The 19,666-nt window shown below is 40.6% G+C and carries 18 protein-coding genes and 1 other annotated feature; of the genes, 10 read left to right on the forward strand and 8 right to left on the reverse strand.

Going from position 1 to position 19,666, the window contains the following annotated elements:
• Nucleotides 1–83 precede the first annotated feature (83 nt).
• From ffh to tyrA, 7 genes are all read left to right on the forward strand, one after another.
• On the forward strand, nucleotides 84–1,463 hold the full coding sequence (ffh, locus tag FLM47_RS05005) for a signal recognition particle protein (RefSeq protein WP_010391303.1): 1,380 nt from the start codon (nucleotides 84–86) through the stop codon (nucleotides 1,461–1,463).
• Nucleotides 1,464–1,724: 261 nt separating this feature from the next.
• Nucleotides 1,725–1,973, forward strand: coding sequence for a 30S ribosomal protein S16 (rpsP, locus tag FLM47_RS05010; protein WP_006792801.1), 249 nt, complete (start codon nucleotides 1,725–1,727; stop codon nucleotides 1,971–1,973).
• Nucleotides 1,974–1,990: 17 nt separating this feature from the next.
• A complete protein-coding gene (gene rimM, locus FLM47_RS05015; protein ID WP_058403461.1) occupies nucleotides 1,991–2,527 on the forward strand; it encodes a ribosome maturation factor RimM in 537 nt (178 codons plus the stop codon).
• Nucleotides 2,527–3,294 (forward strand): tRNA (guanosine(37)-N1)-methyltransferase TrmD, encoded by a 768-nt coding sequence (trmD, locus tag FLM47_RS05020; protein ID WP_058551019.1) that lies wholly within the window; start codon nucleotides 2,527–2,529, stop codon nucleotides 3,292–3,294. Before rimM ends, trmD begins: the two co-directional genes overlap by 1 nt.
• 33 nt (nucleotides 3,295–3,327) lie before the next feature.
• Entirely contained in the window at nucleotides 3,328–3,687 is a 360-nt protein-coding gene (gene rplS, locus FLM47_RS05025) for a 50S ribosomal protein L19 (protein ID WP_008132530.1), read from the forward strand.
• Between the two features lie 161 nt (nucleotides 3,688–3,848).
• Nucleotides 3,849–4,718, forward strand: coding sequence for an MYG1 family protein (locus FLM47_RS05030; protein WP_178955542.1), 870 nt, complete (start codon nucleotides 3,849–3,851; stop codon nucleotides 4,716–4,718).
• 338 nt (nucleotides 4,719–5,056) lie between these two features.
• Nucleotides 5,057–6,190, forward strand: coding sequence for a bifunctional chorismate mutase/prephenate dehydrogenase (gene tyrA / locus FLM47_RS05035; RefSeq protein WP_178955544.1), 1,134 nt, complete (start codon nucleotides 5,057–5,059; stop codon nucleotides 6,188–6,190).
• A gap of 52 nt (nucleotides 6,191–6,242) precedes the next feature.
• Here tyrA and FLM47_RS05040 read toward each other — a convergent pair whose 3' ends face one another.
• Nucleotides 6,243–7,400 carry a chorismate mutase gene (locus tag FLM47_RS05040; protein WP_178955546.1) on the reverse strand — a complete coding sequence of 386 codons (1,158 nt, stop codon included), beginning with the start codon at nucleotides 7,398–7,400 and terminating at the stop codon, nucleotides 6,243–6,245.
• A 43-nt stretch (nucleotides 7,401–7,443) separates the two neighbouring features.
• Nucleotides 7,444–7,559: a sequence feature (Phe leader region), on the reverse strand.
• Between the two features lie 195 nt (nucleotides 7,560–7,754).
• Between FLM47_RS05040 and FLM47_RS05045 the strand changes: the two genes are divergently transcribed.
• Nucleotides 7,755–10,757: an EAL domain-containing protein gene (locus FLM47_RS05045; RefSeq protein ID WP_178955548.1), complete on the forward strand. Its 3,003-nt coding sequence runs from the start codon at nucleotides 7,755–7,757 to the stop codon at nucleotides 10,755–10,757.
• 14 nt (nucleotides 10,758–10,771) lie between these two features.
• Here the strand turns inward: FLM47_RS05045 and FLM47_RS05050 are convergent, their stop codons facing one another.
• Nucleotides 10,772–11,101, reverse strand: a complete 330-nt coding sequence (locus FLM47_RS05050; RefSeq protein WP_008114484.1) for a translation initiation factor — start codon at nucleotides 11,099–11,101, stop codon at nucleotides 10,772–10,774.
• Between the two features lie 248 nt (nucleotides 11,102–11,349).
• Here FLM47_RS05050 and FLM47_RS05055 point away from each other — a divergent pair, with 248 nt between their 5' ends.
• Both FLM47_RS05055 and FLM47_RS05060 read left to right on the forward strand, forming a co-directional pair.
• Nucleotides 11,350–12,009 (forward strand): GAF domain-containing protein, encoded by a 660-nt coding sequence (locus FLM47_RS05055; RefSeq protein ID WP_138606277.1) that lies wholly within the window; start codon nucleotides 11,350–11,352, stop codon nucleotides 12,007–12,009.
• A gap of 78 nt (nucleotides 12,010–12,087) precedes the next feature.
• The gene (locus FLM47_RS05060; RefSeq protein WP_138606275.1) at nucleotides 12,088–13,278 is read left to right on the forward strand and encodes an amino acid aminotransferase; all 1,191 of its coding nucleotides are present in this window, start codon (nucleotides 12,088–12,090) and stop codon (nucleotides 13,276–13,278) included.
• 76 nt (nucleotides 13,279–13,354) lie between these two features.
• Here FLM47_RS05060 and FLM47_RS05065 read toward each other — a convergent pair whose 3' ends face one another.
• From FLM47_RS05065 to FLM47_RS05090, 6 genes are read right to left on the reverse strand one after another with little or no spacing between them, the layout of a single operon-like run.
• Nucleotides 13,355–14,107: a DUF3379 family protein gene (locus tag FLM47_RS05065; protein ID WP_138606273.1), complete on the reverse strand. Its 753-nt coding sequence runs from the start codon at nucleotides 14,105–14,107 to the stop codon at nucleotides 13,355–13,357.
• Nucleotides 14,107–14,664: a sigma-70 family RNA polymerase sigma factor gene (locus FLM47_RS05070; protein ID WP_036933611.1), complete on the reverse strand. Its 558-nt coding sequence runs from the start codon at nucleotides 14,662–14,664 to the stop codon at nucleotides 14,107–14,109. Before FLM47_RS05070 ends, FLM47_RS05065 begins: the two co-directional genes overlap by 1 nt.
• Before the next feature lie 53 nt (nucleotides 14,665–14,717).
• Nucleotides 14,718–16,361 carry a BatD family protein gene (locus FLM47_RS05075; protein ID WP_178955550.1) on the reverse strand — a complete coding sequence of 548 codons (1,644 nt, stop codon included), beginning with the start codon at nucleotides 16,359–16,361 and terminating at the stop codon, nucleotides 14,718–14,720.
• The gene (locus tag FLM47_RS05080) at nucleotides 16,355–18,253 is read right to left on the reverse strand and encodes a VWA domain-containing protein (protein WP_178955552.1); all 1,899 of its coding nucleotides are present in this window, start codon (nucleotides 18,251–18,253) and stop codon (nucleotides 16,355–16,357) included. The genes FLM47_RS05075 and FLM47_RS05080 overlap by 7 nt, the downstream gene beginning before the upstream one ends.
• Nucleotides 18,253–19,236 carry a VWA domain-containing protein gene (locus FLM47_RS05085; protein ID WP_055011727.1) on the reverse strand — a complete coding sequence of 328 codons (984 nt, stop codon included), beginning with the start codon at nucleotides 19,234–19,236 and terminating at the stop codon, nucleotides 18,253–18,255. Before FLM47_RS05085 ends, FLM47_RS05080 begins: the two co-directional genes overlap by 1 nt.
• The gene (locus FLM47_RS05090) at nucleotides 19,229–19,663 is read right to left on the reverse strand and encodes a DUF4381 domain-containing protein (protein ID WP_010391338.1); all 435 of its coding nucleotides are present in this window, start codon (nucleotides 19,661–19,663) and stop codon (nucleotides 19,229–19,231) included. The genes FLM47_RS05085 and FLM47_RS05090 overlap by 8 nt, the downstream gene beginning before the upstream one ends.
• Nucleotides 19,664–19,666: the final 3 nt, after the last annotated feature.

Below are 19,666 nucleotides of genomic sequence, written 5' to 3' on the forward strand. Positions count from 1 at the left end.
TACGGTATACTATTTCTAATTGAATTTTAATAACATCGACCTTATTAATAGAGTTGATTTCAACGTCTTTTCGGAACCGTTACATGTTTGAGAACCTCCAAGAACGATTAGGTAAAACCCTAAAAAATATTAGTGGCCGTGGCCGCCTAACTGAAGACAACATTAAAGATACACTTCGTGAAGTGCGAATGGCATTTTTAGAAGCCGATGTGGCGTTGCCTGTTGTTCGCGAGTTTGTAAAACAAGTAAAAGAACGCGCAGTGGGTATTGAAGTTACTAAAAGCTTAAGTCCTGGCCAAGTATTTATAAAAATTGTGCGTGAAGAACTTGAAAAGGCCATGGGTGAAGCTAATGAAGAGCTAAGCCTTAACGCGCAACCTCCGGCTGTTGTGATGATGGCGGGTCTTCAAGGTGCTGGTAAAACAACCAGTGTGGGTAAACTGGCTAAGTTTTTAAAAGAGCGCAAGAAAAAATCTGTGCTGGTAGTGAGTGCCGATGTTTACCGTCCTGCGGCAATTAAGCAGTTAGAAACATTAGCGACAGAAGTAGATGTAGAGTTTTTCCCAAGTGACATTTCACAAAAGCCAGTTGATATAGCACAAGCTGCTATTTCTCACGCGAAAAAGAAATTTATTGATGTGGTATTAGTCGATACTGCAGGTCGCTTGCATGTTGATAATGACATGATGGATGAAATCAAAGCGCTTCATGGTGCAATTAACCCAATCGAGACTTTATTCGTTGTTGATGCAATGACAGGTCAAGATGCTGCAAACACTGCAAAAGCATTTGATGAAGCTCTACCGCTTACCGGTGTGATTTTAACTAAAACAGACGGTGATGCCCGTGGTGGTGCTGCGTTATCTATTCGTCATATTACCGGGAAACCTATTAAGTTTATGGGTGTTGGTGAGCGTACTGATGCACTTGAACCTTTCCACCCTGATCGTATCGCCTCACGTATTTTAGGCATGGGTGATGTACTTTCATTAATCGAAGAAGTCGAGATGAAAGTAGATAAAGAGCAGGCAGAAAAAGTAGCGAAAAAAGTATTTAAAGGTGATGGTTTTACACTGGATGATTTTGCTGATCAATTAAAGCAAATGAAAAATATGGGCGGCATGATGTCGATGCTTGATAAACTGCCAGGCATGCAAAACATCCCAGATGCAGTAAAAGGCCAAATGGGTGATAAAACCTTTATTCAAATGGAAGCGATTATTAGCTCTATGACGAAAAAAGAGCGTGCACGCCCTGAAATCATTAAAGGTTCGCGTAAAAAGCGCATTGCAGCTGGGTCGGGTACTCAAGTACAAGAGATCAATAAGCTGCTTAAGCAGTTTACCCAAATGCAAAAAATGATGAAAAAAATGAAAGGTAAAGGTGGCATGCAAAAAATGATGCGTGGCATGAAAGGGATGTTACCACCGGGAATGATGGGTGGCGGTGGCCCGAAATTTTAAGAATTTAAGCTTTAACATCTCCAATATGAGACAAAAAGTAATCAATAAAGAGGCAAAGTGCCTCTTTATTGTTGAATAAACTATGCACAGAATAGCTTGTTCACATACTTTTTCTTCTTGGATCACGGTTTAATCTACTAAACTGCCTTTTTGCATCACTTCTTACTTGCATTGTTGCTAAAAACTCGTACAATTCACCGGCTCCCCATACTGGGGAGTAAATCTTATTAATGAAAACAGTCAATCTATTTAGAGGACGGTATGGTAACTATTCGTTTGCAACGTGGTGGCGCTAAAAAACGCCCTTTCTATCAAATTGTGGTTGCGGATAGCCGTTTCTCGCGTGACGGTCGCTTCATCGAGAAAGTTGGTTTCTTTAACCCAATCGCTTCGGGTCAGGAAGAAAAACTTCGCTTAGATTTATCTCGTGTAGATCACTGGGTAGGTCAGGGCGCAGGTCTTTCAGATCGTGTAGCTAAATTAGTTAAAGACGCTCGTAAAGCGGCTTAATAGGCGTAAGTGTAACCATGAGTCAAGAGAACACCTCATCAATAATTGTCGTAGGAAAGCTCGGCGCCCCTTATGGTATAAAGGGCTGGCTTAAGGTACATTCATTTACTGATGATCCCGCAGGGATCTTCGATTTCAGCCCGTGGTTGATAGGGCAACAAGGTAAATGGCAGTCCTTAGAAGTGGTCGACTGGCGTCGCCACAACAAAGGCTTTATCGCTAAATTTGCGCAAGTAAACGACAGAGACGAAGCAATGGCTTATACCCATGCAGAAATCTCAATGGATGCAACGCAATTACCAGAACTCCCGCAAGGTGAGTTTTATTGGCGAGATCTCATTGGCATGTCGGTTATGACTGATAAAGGTTATAATCTTGGCATTGTTGATGACTTGATGGAGACAGGCTCAAATGACGTACTGGTTGTTAAAGCAAACAGTAAAGATGCATTTGGTCAATCGGAGCGTTTAATTCCTTTTTTAACTGACTCAGTTATAAAAGAGGTTAAATACGACGTGAAAGAAATTACCGTAGACTGGGATCCTGGGTTTTAATGACTCAAACTAGTTCATTATGGGTTGGGGTGATAAGCCTTTTCCCGGACATGTTTGACGCAATTACCCAACAAGGGGTTACTGGTCGCGCAGTAAAAAATGGATTAATCGATTTTAACTGCTGGAACCCACGAGACTACGCTTTAGACAAGCATAGAACCGTAGATGATCGTCCTTACGGGGGCGGACCCGGTATGTTAATGATGGTTAAACCATTAGAAAAAGCCATCCTTGATGCTAAAAAAGCGGCAGGCGATGGTGCTAAAGTAATTTATATGTCCCCACAAGGGCGCAAACTTGATCAGCAAGGAGCTAGCGAATTAGCTAACTCTGAAAAACTGATTTTGATTGCCGGTCGATATGAAGGTGTAGATGAGAGAATAATAGAGTCATACGTTGACGAAGAATGGTCAATTGGTGATTTTATTTTGAGTGGTGGTGAACTACCAGCCATGACACTAATTGATGCAGTAGCGCGATTAGTGCCAGGCGTGTTAGGACACAATCAATCAGCAGAGCAAGACTCATTTTCGGATGGCTTGCTAGATTGTCCTCACTATACACGACCAGAAACATTGGACGACAAACAGGTTCCTGCTGTATTACTCAGTGGTAATCACCAAGCGATAGCAAAATGGCGGCTTAAGCAGTCATTAGGTAGAACTTGGTTACGACGTCCTGACTTGTTGCATAACCTAGCTCTGACTGAGGAGCAAGCGGTATTACTCGCAGAATTTCAGCAAGAGTACCAAAAAGCTTGTGGCTAGAAGACAGTTACACCTAGGAAAGTGAGAAACATAATGGCAAAAGTAAACCAAAATATTATTAAAGCGCTTGAAGAAGAGCAGCTTAAAACAGACGTACCTGCATTTGGCCCTGGTGATACAGTGGTTGTACAGGTAAAAGTAAAAGAAGGTGCTAAAGAGCGTCTACAGGCCTTTGAAGGTGTTGTAATCGCTAAGCGTAATCGTGGTCTTCACTCAGCATTCACAGTTCGTAAAATCTCGAACGGTGAAGGTGTTGAGCGTGTATTCCAAACGCATAGCCCTCTTATCGATAGCGTAACAGTTAAGCGTCGCGGTGCAGTTCGTCGTGCTAAGCTTTACTATCTACGTGAGCGTTCTGGTAAATCTGCACGTATTAGAGAAAAACTTAACTAATACGCGCTGTTTATCAACGCAAAAAAACGGGTTGCAACCTTTGGGTTGCAACCCGTTTTGGTTTTAATGCTATTGCGATTTTTTAGCGCTATATTTAAAAACCAATACACATCTTCAAATCACAATATCTTCTTACTTCTTGCAAAAAATGATGTACAAAAATGAATGATAAAACGATAGTTACACACAACGGCAATTTTCACGCAGATGATGTTTTTAGTATCGCTGCGCTTAAAATTATTTTCCCTTCTTTTACCCTGATCCGCACACGCGATAATGCGATTATTAATGACGCCGATGTGGTTATTGATGTTGGCGGTCAATATGACCCACAAACTGACCGATTTGATCATCATCAACGTGGCGGTGCTGGCGCTCGTGAAAATGGTATTCCTTTTTCGTCATTTGGCTTGGTGTGGAGAAAATATGGCTTAGCAATATGTGATGATAACCAAGATGTGGCGAATGCGGTGGATGCAGGGCTTGTATCAACTATTGATGCCATTGATTGTGGTCATGTTGAAGGGGTTGCTACAGGCATTAGCTTAAGCCAAACAATTTCTATGTTTAACCCAACATGGGAAGAGGAAAGTGATTTTGATACTGCTTTTGATCAAGCGGTTGAATTTGCACACACTTTACTGATTCGTTTTGTAGCTTCTGCCCGAGGTGGTTTAAATGCTAAAAAGATTGTTGCTCAAGCAATAAAACAAGCTGATGATCCTCGATTAATCGTGTTAGAGCGCTATACTCCGTGGAAAAAAACCGTACATAGTTTATCTGATGAGGCATTATTTGTTGTCTACCCATCTCATTCTGGCAAGTGGATAGTGCAAACGGTGCCTGCAGAATTAGGCTCTTTTGAAGACAGAAAGTCATTACCTTCACCATGGGCAGGATTATCAGATGAAGAATTTCAAGCGGTAACCGGTATCGATGATGCTATGTTTTGTCACAATGGCTTATTTATCGCTGGTGCAGAATCATTCGACAGTGTTATGTCGCTTGCGGCTATGGCATTAGAATACTAGTCCTTTTAATCGCGTGCTGATTATTTGTTAAAAGTGGCTTTTAGCCACTTTTAATATTCCCCTACTTAACTCAAGCTAGCCTATTGCAACTCAATTCAATGTAGTTAGCGCTGAAATAGCTGCTTGAGATAGATTTATTATCTCGTGTTCAGGTTACTTACTGCCTTACCCCACTCCACTCCACTCCACCTTGGTCTTAGTTGATAGACAGGTGGCGATCTTTTCCATAATTTGCCTTTTAACCCCCAACGTATCCTGTTAGTATTTATCGTATTGATTAGTTTACTTTTTTGTAATTATTAATTTACGATTTTGCTTTTTTGGGATGGAATGAGAACGTGGCAGAGATAAGTGATTTAGCGCAGCTAAGAACAGACATAGATGAATGCGATGCGCAACTGGTTGCCTTACTTGCAAAACGCAATGGCATTACTCAACAAATAGGCGCAATAAAACAACAAACTGGCGCGCCATTACATGCACCCGATAGAGAAGCCAATTTATTAGCTGCGCGACGCCAAGAGGCTATTAATCAAGGTGTGAATCCTGATTTAGTTGAAGACATTCTCAGACGCATGATGCGTGAAGCTTATCAAAATCAACAAGCCAAATTAGCCTGTGCCGATCCACGATTATCGCCAATTGTTATTGTTGGCGGTGAAGGGGCCATGGGGCAGTTATTTGCAAAACAATTTCAGCGCTCGGGATACGAAGTCAAAATTTTAGATAAAGCGCAGCAATCGCAGGCAGTCGATATTCTAAAAGGTGCAAAACTGGTGATGATCAGTGTACCAATAAATGCCCTTGAAACAGTTGTTAATGCACTACCGAAACTTGATGATGATTGTTTGCTGGTTGATATTACATCAGTTAAACAAGCCCCATTAACGGTACTTAAAAAAGTACATAGCGGGCCTGTTGTTGGCTTACATCCCATGTTTGGCCCTGATATTTCTCATTGGGTGAAACAAACTGTGGTGGTATGCGAAGGGCGCAGTCATGAGGTGGCGCAAGGGTTATTAAAGCAGCTACAAATATGGGGTTGTCAGTTAGTTGAGCTAGATGCTAAAAAGCATGATGAAGCAATGCAAATTATTCAGGTTATGCGCCATTTAACCACCTTTGTGTACGGTCAGTTTTTAGCAAAACAGGGGCATACACTTGCCGAGTTAAGAAGTTGCTCATCACCTATTTATCAATTAGAGCTAATGATGGTTGGCCGTTTATTTGCGCAATCGCCAGAGCTATACACCGATATTATGTTAGCGCAATTTGACAATGTCGAAAGCTTATTAGCGCAGTATCAGTCGCTGTTTTCAGAGACGCTTGAAAAGCTAAAAGCAGGAGATAAGCCCGCATTAATTGATGCTTTTGCAGATGCAAAGTCTTACTTCTCAGATTCAACGGCGCATTTTTTAACCCAAAGCCGTAGTTTATTAAATAAAGCGAATGATGCGAAAGTACTCGATTAAAAAGAATAGCTCCGTGAAAAGAAAAGGGCCGCTAGGCCCTTTTAATATTCGATTAGTTTTCAACACTAACAGCTTGTAAAGACTCACTTTGATAACAACCAAGTACACGAACATATTGAGTGTGCTGTTTAAGCTCTTCTAATGCATGCTTCACTTGGTTATCGATTAAGTTAGCCTCCAAGTCTACATAAAACACTTCTTCCCACGGATTGCCAGGAGTGGGCCGAGACTCTAGTTTCACTAAATTAATATTATGCTGTTTAAAAATCATTAACGCATCGGCAAGCGATCCGGCTTGTTGTTTGGTTGACATAATTAAACTGGTTTTAGTAGGTATTTGAGTTGATACTTGCAGTGGTTTTCGTGCAACAACAATGAAGCGGCTATGATTTTCTTTTTGATTGGCAAGATTCGCCTTGATCACTTCAAGGCCTACATTTTTACCAGCTTGCGCTGAGCCGATAGCTGCACTGTTTGGTGTGTCAAGAGCTGACTTTAATGCACTTGAGGTCGAATCACAGGTTTCATGTTGAAGTTCACCAAGACCCTGTAAAAAACGACTACACTGGGCAAAGGGTTGTGGGTGTGCAAATACCTTAGTTAATTGGCTTAACTCAGTTCCTGGGGCTGCTAATAAGCAATGCTCAACGCTATGAGTAACTTCACCGACAATAGAGACTTGTGCATGCTGCAGTAAATCAAATACTTCATTAATACTACCCGAACTGGTATTTTCAATTGGCAGTAAGCCAAAGTCGGCTTGACCTTTTTCTACTTTACCGGTGATTTCTTCAAATGAGGTGCAACCAATTTCAACTAATTTACCCTGGCGACGGCTAAAATATTTATGACATGCAAGCTGACTATAAGAGCCTTGACCGCCTAAATACGTTACGCGATGGGTTTCACTGAGTGCGTCAGGGTTTAAATTCTTTTGAAGCATGGCTTGTTGATGCAATACGGAGTCTTCTAATATCGTTTGAAACACGTTGTTAACGTAGTAAGCGTCAAGCCCTAAGGATTTGCCATAGCCAATAAGTTTTTCGAGCAAAGCCAGTTCACGGGCCTCATCACGAATGGGTTTATTATTTGCAATTTTATATTCAACTACGCCATGACTAATGCGGCGTCGCTTTGCTAGTAAAACAAGTAAATCGGAGTCGATTTCATTTATATCGTGCCTGAGAGTATCAAGTACATCGTTGCTCATTTGGTTTTCCTCATTCCAAAAATATCACTGATTTTGCAGTGAAAATAAAAAAGCCTCCCAGTTGGGAGGCTTTACTATTCGATTGATTTTATCTCACAAACAGGGAAGCCTCTTCTATATAAAGAAGCTAAAAAAAGAAAAAAAAGTGTGTGAGTAATTTATATTCATACCCTTAATGTATGAAGTGTCACTCCCAATGTCAACAAGCACTTACCTGATGTGGATTTTTTACCTAATATATGTACAAAAGGCGTTGTTTTTTAAAAGTTTATAAATAATTTATAATTCTGATTTAAGTTCTGGTATATTTCTATTACTTACGAAAATAATAATTATAAATAAGGTTGGCTTTTTGTGTATCGACGCCCTCCATCTCGATTTGGCATAAACTCACTCAGTGTAAAGTTATCATTGTTGATCTCTGGCATCTGTTTAGTGGCAGGTATTTGCGCGGCTGCATTAATGCTCAAGTCAGAAGAAAAACAGCTTGTTTTTGAAGAGCATGAGGTATTAAAGCAATCAAATGAATTATTAATAAACCAGTTTAACAACTTGATAGCGACCAAAGTTAAAATAGCAGAGCAAGCTAATATTGTTGTTAGCGAGCAGCTATTTGAGGGCCAACTGTCTTTTAAAAATAATACTACACAGACAATGCAGCTCACCAATGATGGCTCAGTGCGCAGTGCATCAGCGGATGGACTATCAGCCGCGTTTATTCCCCAAGCTGCATACTCTCCCTTTTATAAACAGCTAATTGCTGATTCTGAATCGCTTTGGAAAGTTATTTCACCTACGTTAATTCAAGATTTCTATAATTTTTACCTTATAACTGAAGATAACTTTATTCGTGTTGCACCACCAAACTGGGCACTTAATGTTCCCGGAGATTATACGTTTAATCAAAGTGAAAGCTTTAATTACGCTAAGTCGTTAACCAATCCACAACGTGATCCGCAGTGGTCTAGGGTTTACTACGATAACGTATGGAACAAATGGGTTGTGAGTTTAATTGTCCCTATTTATAACGATGATGAGTTTTTAGGCGTTACAGGCAGCGATATGTCACTCGACTCCTTAATATCGCAATTACCCGTAGGCGGAAAAGAAAAACACCTTGTAGTATTTGATGAGCAAGGGCAATTATTAGCGCACCCAAACTTAGGTTCTGATAGTTATACAAAATACGGTGAGACAGGTAAAAAGCTGCTACCAGAAGACTTTATTTCCCCAGAACTAAAGCGCGTAATTGATAGCGCTGGACAAATACAGTTACCAGAATATGCCGATTCATTTTCACTAAATGATGAAGACTATATTATCAATATTCACAAAGTGGAAGGCGTAAACTGGTATGTGGGTGTATATCAAAAACGTTCCTCAACGTTATCGGCATTGAAAGATTTAAAACTTAAGTTTTTTGGTTTATTTATTCTGTATGCCATTTTAGTTGCTTTACTATTACACCAAGCACTTTACCAATTGGTATTAAGACGCTTACATTCGTTGGTTTATGCAGTTACTAACTTCGGTAAAGGTCATCTAGAAATTGAGTTTCCAAAAGAAAACAAAGATGAAATTGGCACGCTTAATGGCTCATTCAAAGACATGACCATTGAAATACGTAAACTCATTGATGGCTTAAATCAGCGTATAATAGAGAAAGAAATCGCGGAGAAAGCAGCAAACCGCTTATCTAAAGCGGTTGCGTTCTCGGGTACGGGCGTGGTGATCACCGATGAAAATTTTGTCATTGAATACGTTAATCCAAAAATGTTGGAGATGACTGATTTTGTCGAGAATGATTTCTTACGCCAGCCATTACTGACAATTATTGCCAATGAGATGACCATGTTGGTAGAGGATATTGACATTGATTTGCGTAATCGTAATTACTGGCGAGGAGATACGCTTATAGAAGCGCTAAATAAGCCGCCAATATGGGTATCGCTCAGTGTGTCACCTATTCGAGAAGATGGTGGTAAAATCACTAGTTACGTGGCATCAGCACAAGATATTTCGTTTGTGAAAGAAAGTCAGCGAAAAATGGAACAGCTCGCTTATTTTGACACACTAACTGGGCTGGCTAATCGTACATTCTTTAGAATGCAACTTAGAAAGTCGATGGCGCTTGCTGAAAGAGGGCGTTACTCGTTTGCTTTATTTTATTTTGATCTGGATGAGTTTAAGCGTATTAACGATACCTTAGGCCATGATGCGGGCGATCAGCTATTGGTTGAAGTGGCAACACGCTTAAAACAGCGCTTACGAGCGGAAGATACCATAGCCCGTTTAGGGGGGGATGAATTTGCTGTTCTACTTAGTGGTATTGAACATCAAAAAGAAGCATCTGAAGTCGCTGACACTATACAAAAAACCTTAAATCAGCCGATAAAACTTGGCAGCAATGAAGTGATTGTTAGTGCAAGTATTGGTATTACCTTAGCGCCTTTTGATAGCCTAGAAGAAGATCAGTTATTAAAGCATGCCGATTTAGCTATGTATGAAGCAAAAGCCAAAGGGCGTAATACCTTCCATTTTTATAGCCAAGATTTAAATGCAGCAGCTAATGAACGATTATTCCTAGAAAATGAGTTGCGTCATGCGATTAAAGAAAAGCAACTCACGTTACATTACCAGCCACAAGTTGATTGTCGCGATAATAGCGTGGTGGGGTATGAAGCATTACTTCGTTGGTTCCATCCTACGCAAGGGTTTATTCCTCCGACTAAGTTTATTCCGATAGCTGAGGCAACGGGTTTAATTGTGGAGCTCGGTAAATGGGTGCTACAACAAGCGTGTGAGTTTACGAAGCGACTAGAACAACAAGGTAGAGCAAGTAATATGTCGATCAATCTGTCAGCAAGACAGTTTAAAGACGCAAGCTTAGTGCCTATGCTGAAAAAAATAATTATAGAGACGCAGATTAATGCTAAAAGTCTGCATCTTGAATTAACCGAAAGCATGCTGATGGGGAATGTTGAAGCGGCTATTGAGCAGTTACATCAACTTAAAAAGTTGGGTATCTCAATTTCTATTGATGATTTTGGTACGGGTTATTCTTCACTTAGTTACCTTAAGCGTTTCCCTGTCGATATTCTTAAAATTGATCGCTCGTTTGTCAAAGATATACCTGAGGATGATAACGACATGGAGATCACTGCGGCCATTATTGCTATGGCACAAAAGCTGAAGCTTGATGTAGTTGCCGAAGGGGTCGAAACAATCGAGCAAGTTGAGTTTTTACAAAACAATAATTGTTTTATTGTTCAAGGCTATTATTTTAGTAAGCCAGTGGCTGAGGATGATATTCCCGCATTATTTGATCAATTAGCAGCGCTAAAAATTATTAAATAAGCAAGAATTGCGGGTTAACCACCCGCAATTTTTACTTTAAATTTTAATCCTTCTAAAATCGCTTTTAATTTGTCGCGATCATCACCTTGTACTTCAATAACACCTTCTTTTACTGCGCCCCCTTGGCCCATCTTACTTTTTATTGTTTTTGCTAACTTTTTCAAATCATGCTGTTGTGGATCAAGACCAACAACCAGCATTACACCTTTACCTTTTCGGCCTTTGGTTTGACGTTCTATGCGAATTGACCCGTCTTTAAATAGTTTTACATCCAGTTCTTTTTCTGGCTTTGGCTGATCAATTCGCCCTGTTGCTGTTGAATACACTAAGTGACTATCACTCATAATTAACCTACTTAAGATTGAATATAATAATGCGGCAAATAATAACAAATTTGTGAAGCAAAGGCGTAATTTTTGCACCTAAGCTGAACACCTTTTAATGCCCCCAAAGATAAAGCAACCAGTTTAAATACCGCAATTATATCTATGAATAAAAGTGTTTAAAGATTTTAAAAAAGCACTTTAAATTGGCTAGCACTATAAAAACATCCATGCTACTATTTCGGCATTATAGATGTATGGACGTCCAAATGGTTAATTCTTACTTAGAGTATGCTCAACTTAATGTTGAGCCACAGTTAATTCACGCTGAGCTAGAAAAGCTTGAGCAATACCTAAATAAAAATGCTGCACCAGCCGTGCGTTGGGAATATCAAATTCCTGAGCTAGGTGAAGGTGGGGCATGTAGTTTATTTGGTTACCTACAGGATGAGCCGTTTAAACTAAGCGATTATGTCAGCCAAAGTACGCAAACAACTGAAAAATTAGCGCAACTTCAATTGATTGTTGACTACGTCATTGAAAACACAAAGCTTGATTGGTACGGCATTTATCAGAATACCCACACCAATGAAGGGGAGCAGTTATTAAAGCTGGCTTATTTTGGTGCGCCGAGTCGTCCTTTATTTCCGCTTACTGCTGAATTTGCGACTGCCAGCAATAACGTTCAAGTAGCGCTTAGTGGTAAAGGGCGCGTTATTAATAATGTTGAGCAGTATTTAGCGGCAGGCGGTGAATATTACACCTGTGATCCGAAAGTAAAAGCAGAAGCCTGTTTACCGCTATTTAATGCACAACATCAGTGTATAGGTATTGTTGATGGTGAAGCCTTCAGCACTGATTTTTTTGATAAAGCGACGCTCGCGTTATTAATTGCGTGCTGCATTAAAATTCCTCACTTTTTAGTGTAAATAACACTAGTCAATCTAGTGAGTTTTTATGTTAAGCTTATCGCAACAGCTAACCCCTAAATAACGAAGAGATAGCCAATGTTCTCAGTATTAAAACCATTACCAACAGACCCTATTCTTGGCCTTATGGCGGCCTACAAGCAAGATACTAACCCAAATAAGATTGACTTAGGGGTTGGTGTATATAAAGACGAGCAGGGGAATACCCCAGTATTAAAGTCAGTAAAAAAAGCAGAAGCATTTCGTTTAGAAAATGAAATGAGCAAATCTTACATTGGTCTTGCTGGTAATTTAGATTACTGTCAACAAATGGAAAATCTTCTACTAGGTGAACACCCTGCATTATTAGCTAACCGCGTACGCACAGCACAAGCTCCTGGCGGTACTGGTGCACTTCGTGTTGCTGCAGAATTCATTGTACGTTGTAATCCAGATGCAACTGTATGGGTAACCAATCCAACGTGGGCAAACCACATTAGCTTATTTGAAGCTGCAGGCTTAACGGTAAAAGAATACCCATACTACGATTACGAAAACAAAGATTTATTGTTTGATGAAATGGTTGAAACACTAACACAGGTGCCTAAGGGCGATGTGGTGTTATTACATGCATGTTGTCACAACCCAAGTGGTATGGATTTAAACGAAACACAATGGAATACTATTGCTGAACTTGCAAAAGATGTGGGTTTTACGCCATTAATTGATATTGCATATCAAGGTTTTGGCTCTTCTTTAGAAGAAGATGCGAATGGTTTACGTATTTTAGCCAATGCGGTTGAAGAGTTGATCATTTGTTCATCATGTTCTAAAAACTTCGGCTTATACCGTGAGCGTATTGGTGCCTGTTCAATCATTGCAAAAGACAGTGCAACAGCTGATATTTCAAACTCGGTGTTATTAAGTGTGGTACGTAGCATTTATTCTATGCCGCCAGCGCACGGTGCAGACATTGTAAACACTATTTTAAGCAGCACAGAATTAACGCAGCTATGGCACAGTGAACTTGATGAAATGCGTAACCGTATTAATGGTTTACGTAGTTTAATTAAAGACAGCCTGGCAGCAAAAGATATTGCTCAGGACTTCTCGTTTATTGACCGCCAACACGGTATGTTCTCTTTCTTAGGTATTAATAAAGAGCAAATCGAGCGCCTACAAAAAGAATACGGTATTTACATTGTCGGTTCTAGCCGTGTTAACGTAGCAGGTATTAGCCAAGCAAATATCAACTACTTTGCTAACGCAGTTGCTGATGTTTGTAAGTAATCAGTAAGAAGCTTTGGCTTTTAAATAATAAAAAAACCGCACACTCGTTGCGGTTTTTTATTGTTTCTATAATGGCTTAAAGCCAGCGAATAGCACCTGAAATACGTTCATTATACATATCAACTGGTGAGCCAAGGCTTGCAATTAGCACGGTATCGGCCTGTTTGCCACGATTTATATGGCCAGCATAGCGAGAGTCATTAAAATCATCAGAGCCAATTTCAAAAATTTGGTTATCGCTTGGCACAATAAACACGGTCATAGGCCCAAAGTCAGACTCAAACACTAAATGTAAGCCTCTCTCACCTTGAAAATCGCAAAAGGTAACGTAAGTGACTTTACCAGGCAAATCACTAATTTGACCGCCAAGTAAAGCCAGCTTTTCATTAACAGCTTGTATGCTAATTGGTTGAGTCTTATTTAATGCATAAATTTCATGGTAAACATGAGCTAGTGCATGCTCACCAGCCGTTTGATTAATGCTTTGCTCTTCGCTAAACATAAACGCACTGACTGCAATCACAAATGAAGCCGCTAAGGCCAAATGTACTCGGTCAAACTTAAACCATGAGCGTGCACTAACCACGTTATCCTTTTGCTCAAGTTCATCTGTTCTGGCTTTTTCTTTTAACGAGGTATTTAAAATAATTCGTTCAGCAAGATTGTCAGGCACAGGGATTTCAAGCGCATTGTCGAGTTGTTTATCGAATGCTTTGCTTTCATTCAAAAATTGTTGTCTGTCGGCACTGCTGTTTGCAAATTCCTGTAGCTCTTTGTCCAGCTCATTTGGCTGCGCAATTGTGCGGCGACGAAACTCAAGTTCATCCATTATTTTGATGCTCCTTTAAGTTGTTCATCATCACGGCTTAATGCCTCTTTAAGTTGATTTTTTGCTCGAAATAAACGTGTCATGACCGTATTTTTATTTAAGTTAAGAATGTCTGCAATTTCATCTCCGGTGCAGCCCATTACCACCTGTAGCAACAGCGGCTCTTTGTATTCATCAGCCAATAAAGAAATTTGTCGCTGGATAACGGTTTGTTCCATTGCTGTATCTAAGCTATGGCTGGTTTGATCCACTAGTGTGTCGTTATCTACATCACTGTAATCAAATTGCTTGCGCTCAAAGCGTCTGGCATTCTCACGCCTTAAAATGGTCAGCAACCATGGCTTAGCTGCTTTTTGGTCGAGTAACGAATCAAGCGAGCGCCATGCACGTAAAAAGGTTTCTTGCACTAAGTCATCCGCAATAGTCGGGTCGTTACATAACCAGTAAGCAAAGCGATAGAGTTCCTTGTGATAAACATGAACCAAGGCTTCGTAGCGTTGTTGTTTTTCAGCCATATTTATTAAGACCCGATCATTCGATTTTTTATTTCCAAACATAAGTACTTTTTAATTAAAATTATTATAGGCCAAAAAAGTAACTAAGATTCTTATTAAGAATATAGCTCTTTTAACGCAGATGATGACTTAGCTGTGTGCGATTGATGTTTTTTTAATAAACTAACAATCGCTTCTAAATCAGTGCTGGCCGATTGGTTACCGTACAACTGTGCTTGTAAATTATTTACCTGCGCAGTGAACTGCGAGTTGTTTATCATAGCGCATAAATGGGTGAGAGCTCCTACCTTTTTATCTGTTCGAGTTAGCGCGTATAGATTAAGTGCATCGTAAAATGCTTTATTATCACGGCTTTTAGCAAGTATTTGCAGTGTTTTTAATTCTGCTTGCTGATTGCCTCTATGATTTGCTTGCGCCGTTTGTTGCGCTTCTTTAGCTGAGCGTTTTATAAAGTAAAGAACCAGGGTCACAATCCATAATACGTAACCTAATACGGCTACAATAATAAGCCATAGAGGCGTACTAGTATGGCGTTGCACGCTGAGCGCTTGCTGCGTTGGCTCTGCATCCGTGTTGTTTAAATTACTTTCAACGGGAGGGCTCAGCGAGTTTGCTGGTGCTGTGGTGCTTGGTGTTACCGTAATTGTGCGCTCTGGTAAAGTTGCGTAACTAATTCGGTTCATTTTGGTGTTATACCAAGGCAGGGTAATTTCAGGCAATGTATAGGTGCCTGGGGTTTGTGGAAGTAGCGCAAATGAGGCGCTTTGCTGTGATACCACTCGACCATCGCGCACTGCATTATTAGTTTCTTTTTCATCCGGGTAGCTGCGAATACCATCAATAGTAGGCATATCAATTTCGGGTAGTTGCTCTTTAGTCACCCCTAAGGCGGTAAGCATAATAGTGCGTGTTATTGGCGTGCCGGCTTCAACGGTATTATCGTCTGGTTGCCATTGCTCGGTTAGACTTACTAATTCACTGGGTAACCAATCACCTTGATAATTCTCAGGGATGGGTTTGATTTCGATCTGTTGTTCATCGCCAAGTGCCGACACCTCTAGTTGGCGATAGTTTTGTTGAACACGCCCTTGAAAAACAGGTGCTTCAATGATGTATGCACCACTTTTTTGCGGCTGAATTAAATAATTACGAGTGATCACTAAATAACGTTTACCGTTAACCAGTTCATAATCTTCACTTTGCTTACCTAGCTGGGTGAGTTGAGCATCTTCCATGCTTGGTGTGCTTAAGCTGCCATCAAGTAGCTCTTTAGCTAAGTAAAGTTTAATGGTGTAAACGCCAGCCTCTTGCACAAATAAGCTGTTATTTGTAAGCGAGCTTTTTAAAAATATATCATCATTTTTGCCCGCATCGCTGCTTCGCTCTTTAACCGACAAGTTTATCGGTTGAGAGCTGAGCCCTGCAACACTAAAAGAAGGAATTGTGTATTCGCCAGCTTTGCGAGTCATTAACTTAACAGACCACGATGTTTGTTTTTTAATGCTGCCGTTAATAATGTTGGTGCGGCTACTTAAGCTCATAGGGCCGACTACGAAATCCTTTAACAGCGCTGAAGTATCGGGTTGTTGCCCTTTGATTGAATCATCAACGCTAATATTGAGCATAAAAAACTCACCCGCCAGTACCGGGTTTTTATCAACGCTTGCCTCTAATGAAGTGGCGGCCATTAATGGCATGGCAGTTAATAGCAATAAACAGCAAAATAATCGCATTACCATGATTTTTCTACTCCTGTTGGACGGCGTTGATATTGTCTTTTTTGGGCTTCTAATTGCATTTTGTTTCTTAATAAAATAGCGGGATCGTCGGGCACTTTTCTTAGTAACTGATTTAGTTGCTGTGCTTTCTCTTTTTCTTCATTAGTAAGTTCAGCCGCCTGTGCCTGCATAGCTTGTTGTTGTGCTTGCTGCTTTTGCTCATCAGATGGCGGTTGCTCATTCATTTGATTGGGTTGACTCTGTTGCTCGTCTTGCTGAGGCTTACTATCGTCGTCTTTGTTCTCGTCTTGCTGGTTTTGTGATTGAGCTTGCATGTCAGGCTGATTTTGCTCATCTGACTGCTCGCCAGATTGGCTTTGTTGATCTTTTGATTGCTCCGAGGGTTCACTCGATTGCTGCTCTTCACTGTTTTGGCTGTCATCTTCGCTTTTATCTGCGTTATTTTTATCGCCATTTTTTTGCTGATCTTGTTTTGATTTATCTGCACCATCTTGACTTTGCTCATCTTGATTTTGCGAATCATTTCCTTGTTGGTTTTCCTGGTCTTGCTGTTGCTTAAGTAACTGCTCAACTAACGCTTGGTTATCGGCTGCTTGGGTAAAATCAGACTGTAGTGATTGCGCTTGTTTGTAAGCGTTTATAGCAGCATCTAATTGTCCGGCTTTAGCCAGTGTATTACCGTAATTGTAATAACCAGTGGCTGATTTATCTTGACTAAATTCGTTCAGAGCGCTTTCAAACTGACCTTGCTGATACAATGCAGCGCCTTTGAGAGCGCTGGACTTCGCTTGCGCTGCTTGTTGATACTCTTGGTTGTTGTAAGCTTCTAATGCACGCTGATCGGTATTTTTAAATAGTGTTGGTAACTCTACTGCATGAGCATTTTGCTGAGGTATAAAGCTTAGCAATAGCACCGCACCAATAAACGCAGAGCGTCTAAATAAGTATAGAGCTAAGGGCAGTAAAATAAGCAAGCCATAAATGCCAGCATCGATTCGCCACAAGGCTAAATTGGGTTTTTCACTTTTTAGTATTTCACTGTTTGCTTGCGGTGAAAAAATGGCAATATCACTATTGCTTGGTTGATAATTAGCGTACTGGCCGCCACTATTTTTTGCTAGTCCTTTAAGTAAAGAACCATTGAGTGTGGGCACTACAATTTGGCCGTAACTATCTTTTAAAAATCCGCCTTCAGGTAACTTTATTGGTGCACCTTGCTCAGTGCCAATACCGTAAATATTTAGTCGATACTGGCTACTGTTAGTAAAACCACTTATATCACTTTGCTGTTGTTGTTCAATACCATCGGTGATCAAAATAATATCACCATCTAGGTAGCCTGCTTGAGTGAGCAGCTCTTGTGCCATGTCTAAACCTGCCAGCACGTTTGAGCCTTTATCAGGCATAATTTCAGGGCTTAAGCTAGGAATAAGGTTGGCGAGGGTGGTTGCATCATTGGTCAGTGGAGAAATGGTATAGGCAGTGCCTGCGTAGGCTACTAATGCAGTATCACCTTCTTTAAATAACTCAATCATATCGAGGGCTTTAAAGCGAGATTGCATTAATCTATTAGGAGCAATGTCGGTGCTATACATAGAGTACGACATATCCATTACAATAACGCGGGCACTTTTGCTTTGAAATACAGGGACTTGTTTTTCCTCAAAACTTGGGCCTGCACTAAATATAATGGCTAAACTGCAAAATAACGCAACTAGCCACAGCGGCTGACGAGCCTGATTATTTGATTCACTCATAACAAATTGTGCTAAATGTGGCGCAATAAGTGGCGCCGATTGGGCTTTTTTCTCTTTAAGCATGGCAATAAAAAACAGCCCTAGCGCAGGGAGTAGCAGCCATAAAATAGCGGGGCGAATAAATTCAAAATCCATTAGCTTGGCTCCTTCAATGCACGTACTGTTTTTAAAAATGCCATTGCACTTATTAATAGAATGGCCAGTAATAACGGATAATAAAACAAGGCTGTTTGCGGGCGAAAGGTTTGCTCATCGGCACTAATTGGCTCGAGTTTATCAAGCTCTGCATAGATTTGTTGCAGCCCAGCGACATCTTTGGCTCTAAAGTACAGACCTCCGGTTTGCTCGGCAATATTTTTCAGTAAGCTCTCATCTAAATTACTTCCTCCAGAGCCCATATTAAATAAACTAAAACCACGTGGGTTATCAGAGCCGACTCCGATGGTGTACACTTTTATGCCTTCTTCACGAGCCAGTAATAGGGCATCTTCGGGGTCAAGGTTTCCTGCGGTGTTTTGTCCATCTGTTAGTAACACCACAATGCGATTACTTTCTTTTTTACTAGCAAAGCGTTTAACCGATAAACCTAAAGCGTCACCAATAGCCGTGGCACGTCCTACTAAACCTATTTGTGCTTCAGTAAGCATTTTGCTGACGGTTTTTACATCACGGGTGAGAGGTGTTTGCAAAAACGCGGTATCACCAAACAATATTAGCCCAAGTCTGTCGCCTTGACGCTGCTCTATAAAATCGCTAAGCACTGCTTTAACCATAGTTAAACGGTCAACATATTGGCCATTATAAGCCATGTCTTGTTCTGTCATTGAGCCCGATAAATCCACAGCGAGCATAATGTCGCGACCTTCATTAGGCAGCGATATAGGCTCATCTAACCAAGTAGGGTTAGCCGATGCTGTTACTAATAATGCCCATAGCAACCATTCAAGAGTGTTTAACTTACGTGCACTGGGCTCTACATGTTGATTATTTAAATTATGCGATGCAAAACTTGGGATGCGTAAACGTGTCGTTGCATTACTTGCTGCGGGTTTTAATAGCAGTAACGTTAAAGGAAGCGGCAGTAATAAAAACAGCCATGGCCAGCTAAATTCAAACATGCAGTGGCTCCTTTAGCTTAAATTGTTTAATAGCTTGGCGAAACTTATCACTGAGTGCCGGTGGTGTTTGTGCTGTGCTATATAGGCTTGAAATTTCATCTTCATTAAAACCAATTGCAGCAAGTTGACTTAGGGTTTTACACCAGTTAGCTGTGGATTGCGCTGCTAAGCGTGGATCGTAATAGGTGATCACTAAACGCTTTAAAATAATATGCAATTGCTGCGCTGATTGTTGTTGATTAGCTAATTTAATCGCATTACGTTTTGGTTTTTTAAATTGATAGTTTTTGTACATAATTATAATTAAGCCACACACTAAGCACAGTGCAATGCTAATAACTACCCACCAAGCAGGGGCTAACGGCCACCAGTCAACGTGAGAGGGAGCAATAATATCGTGAAGGCCATCAAGTGGAGAGGTTTGCATGAT

This window comes from Pseudoalteromonas sp. Scap06, assembly GCF_013394165.1.
Classification (GTDB): Bacteria; Pseudomonadota; Gammaproteobacteria; order Enterobacterales; family Alteromonadaceae; genus Pseudoalteromonas.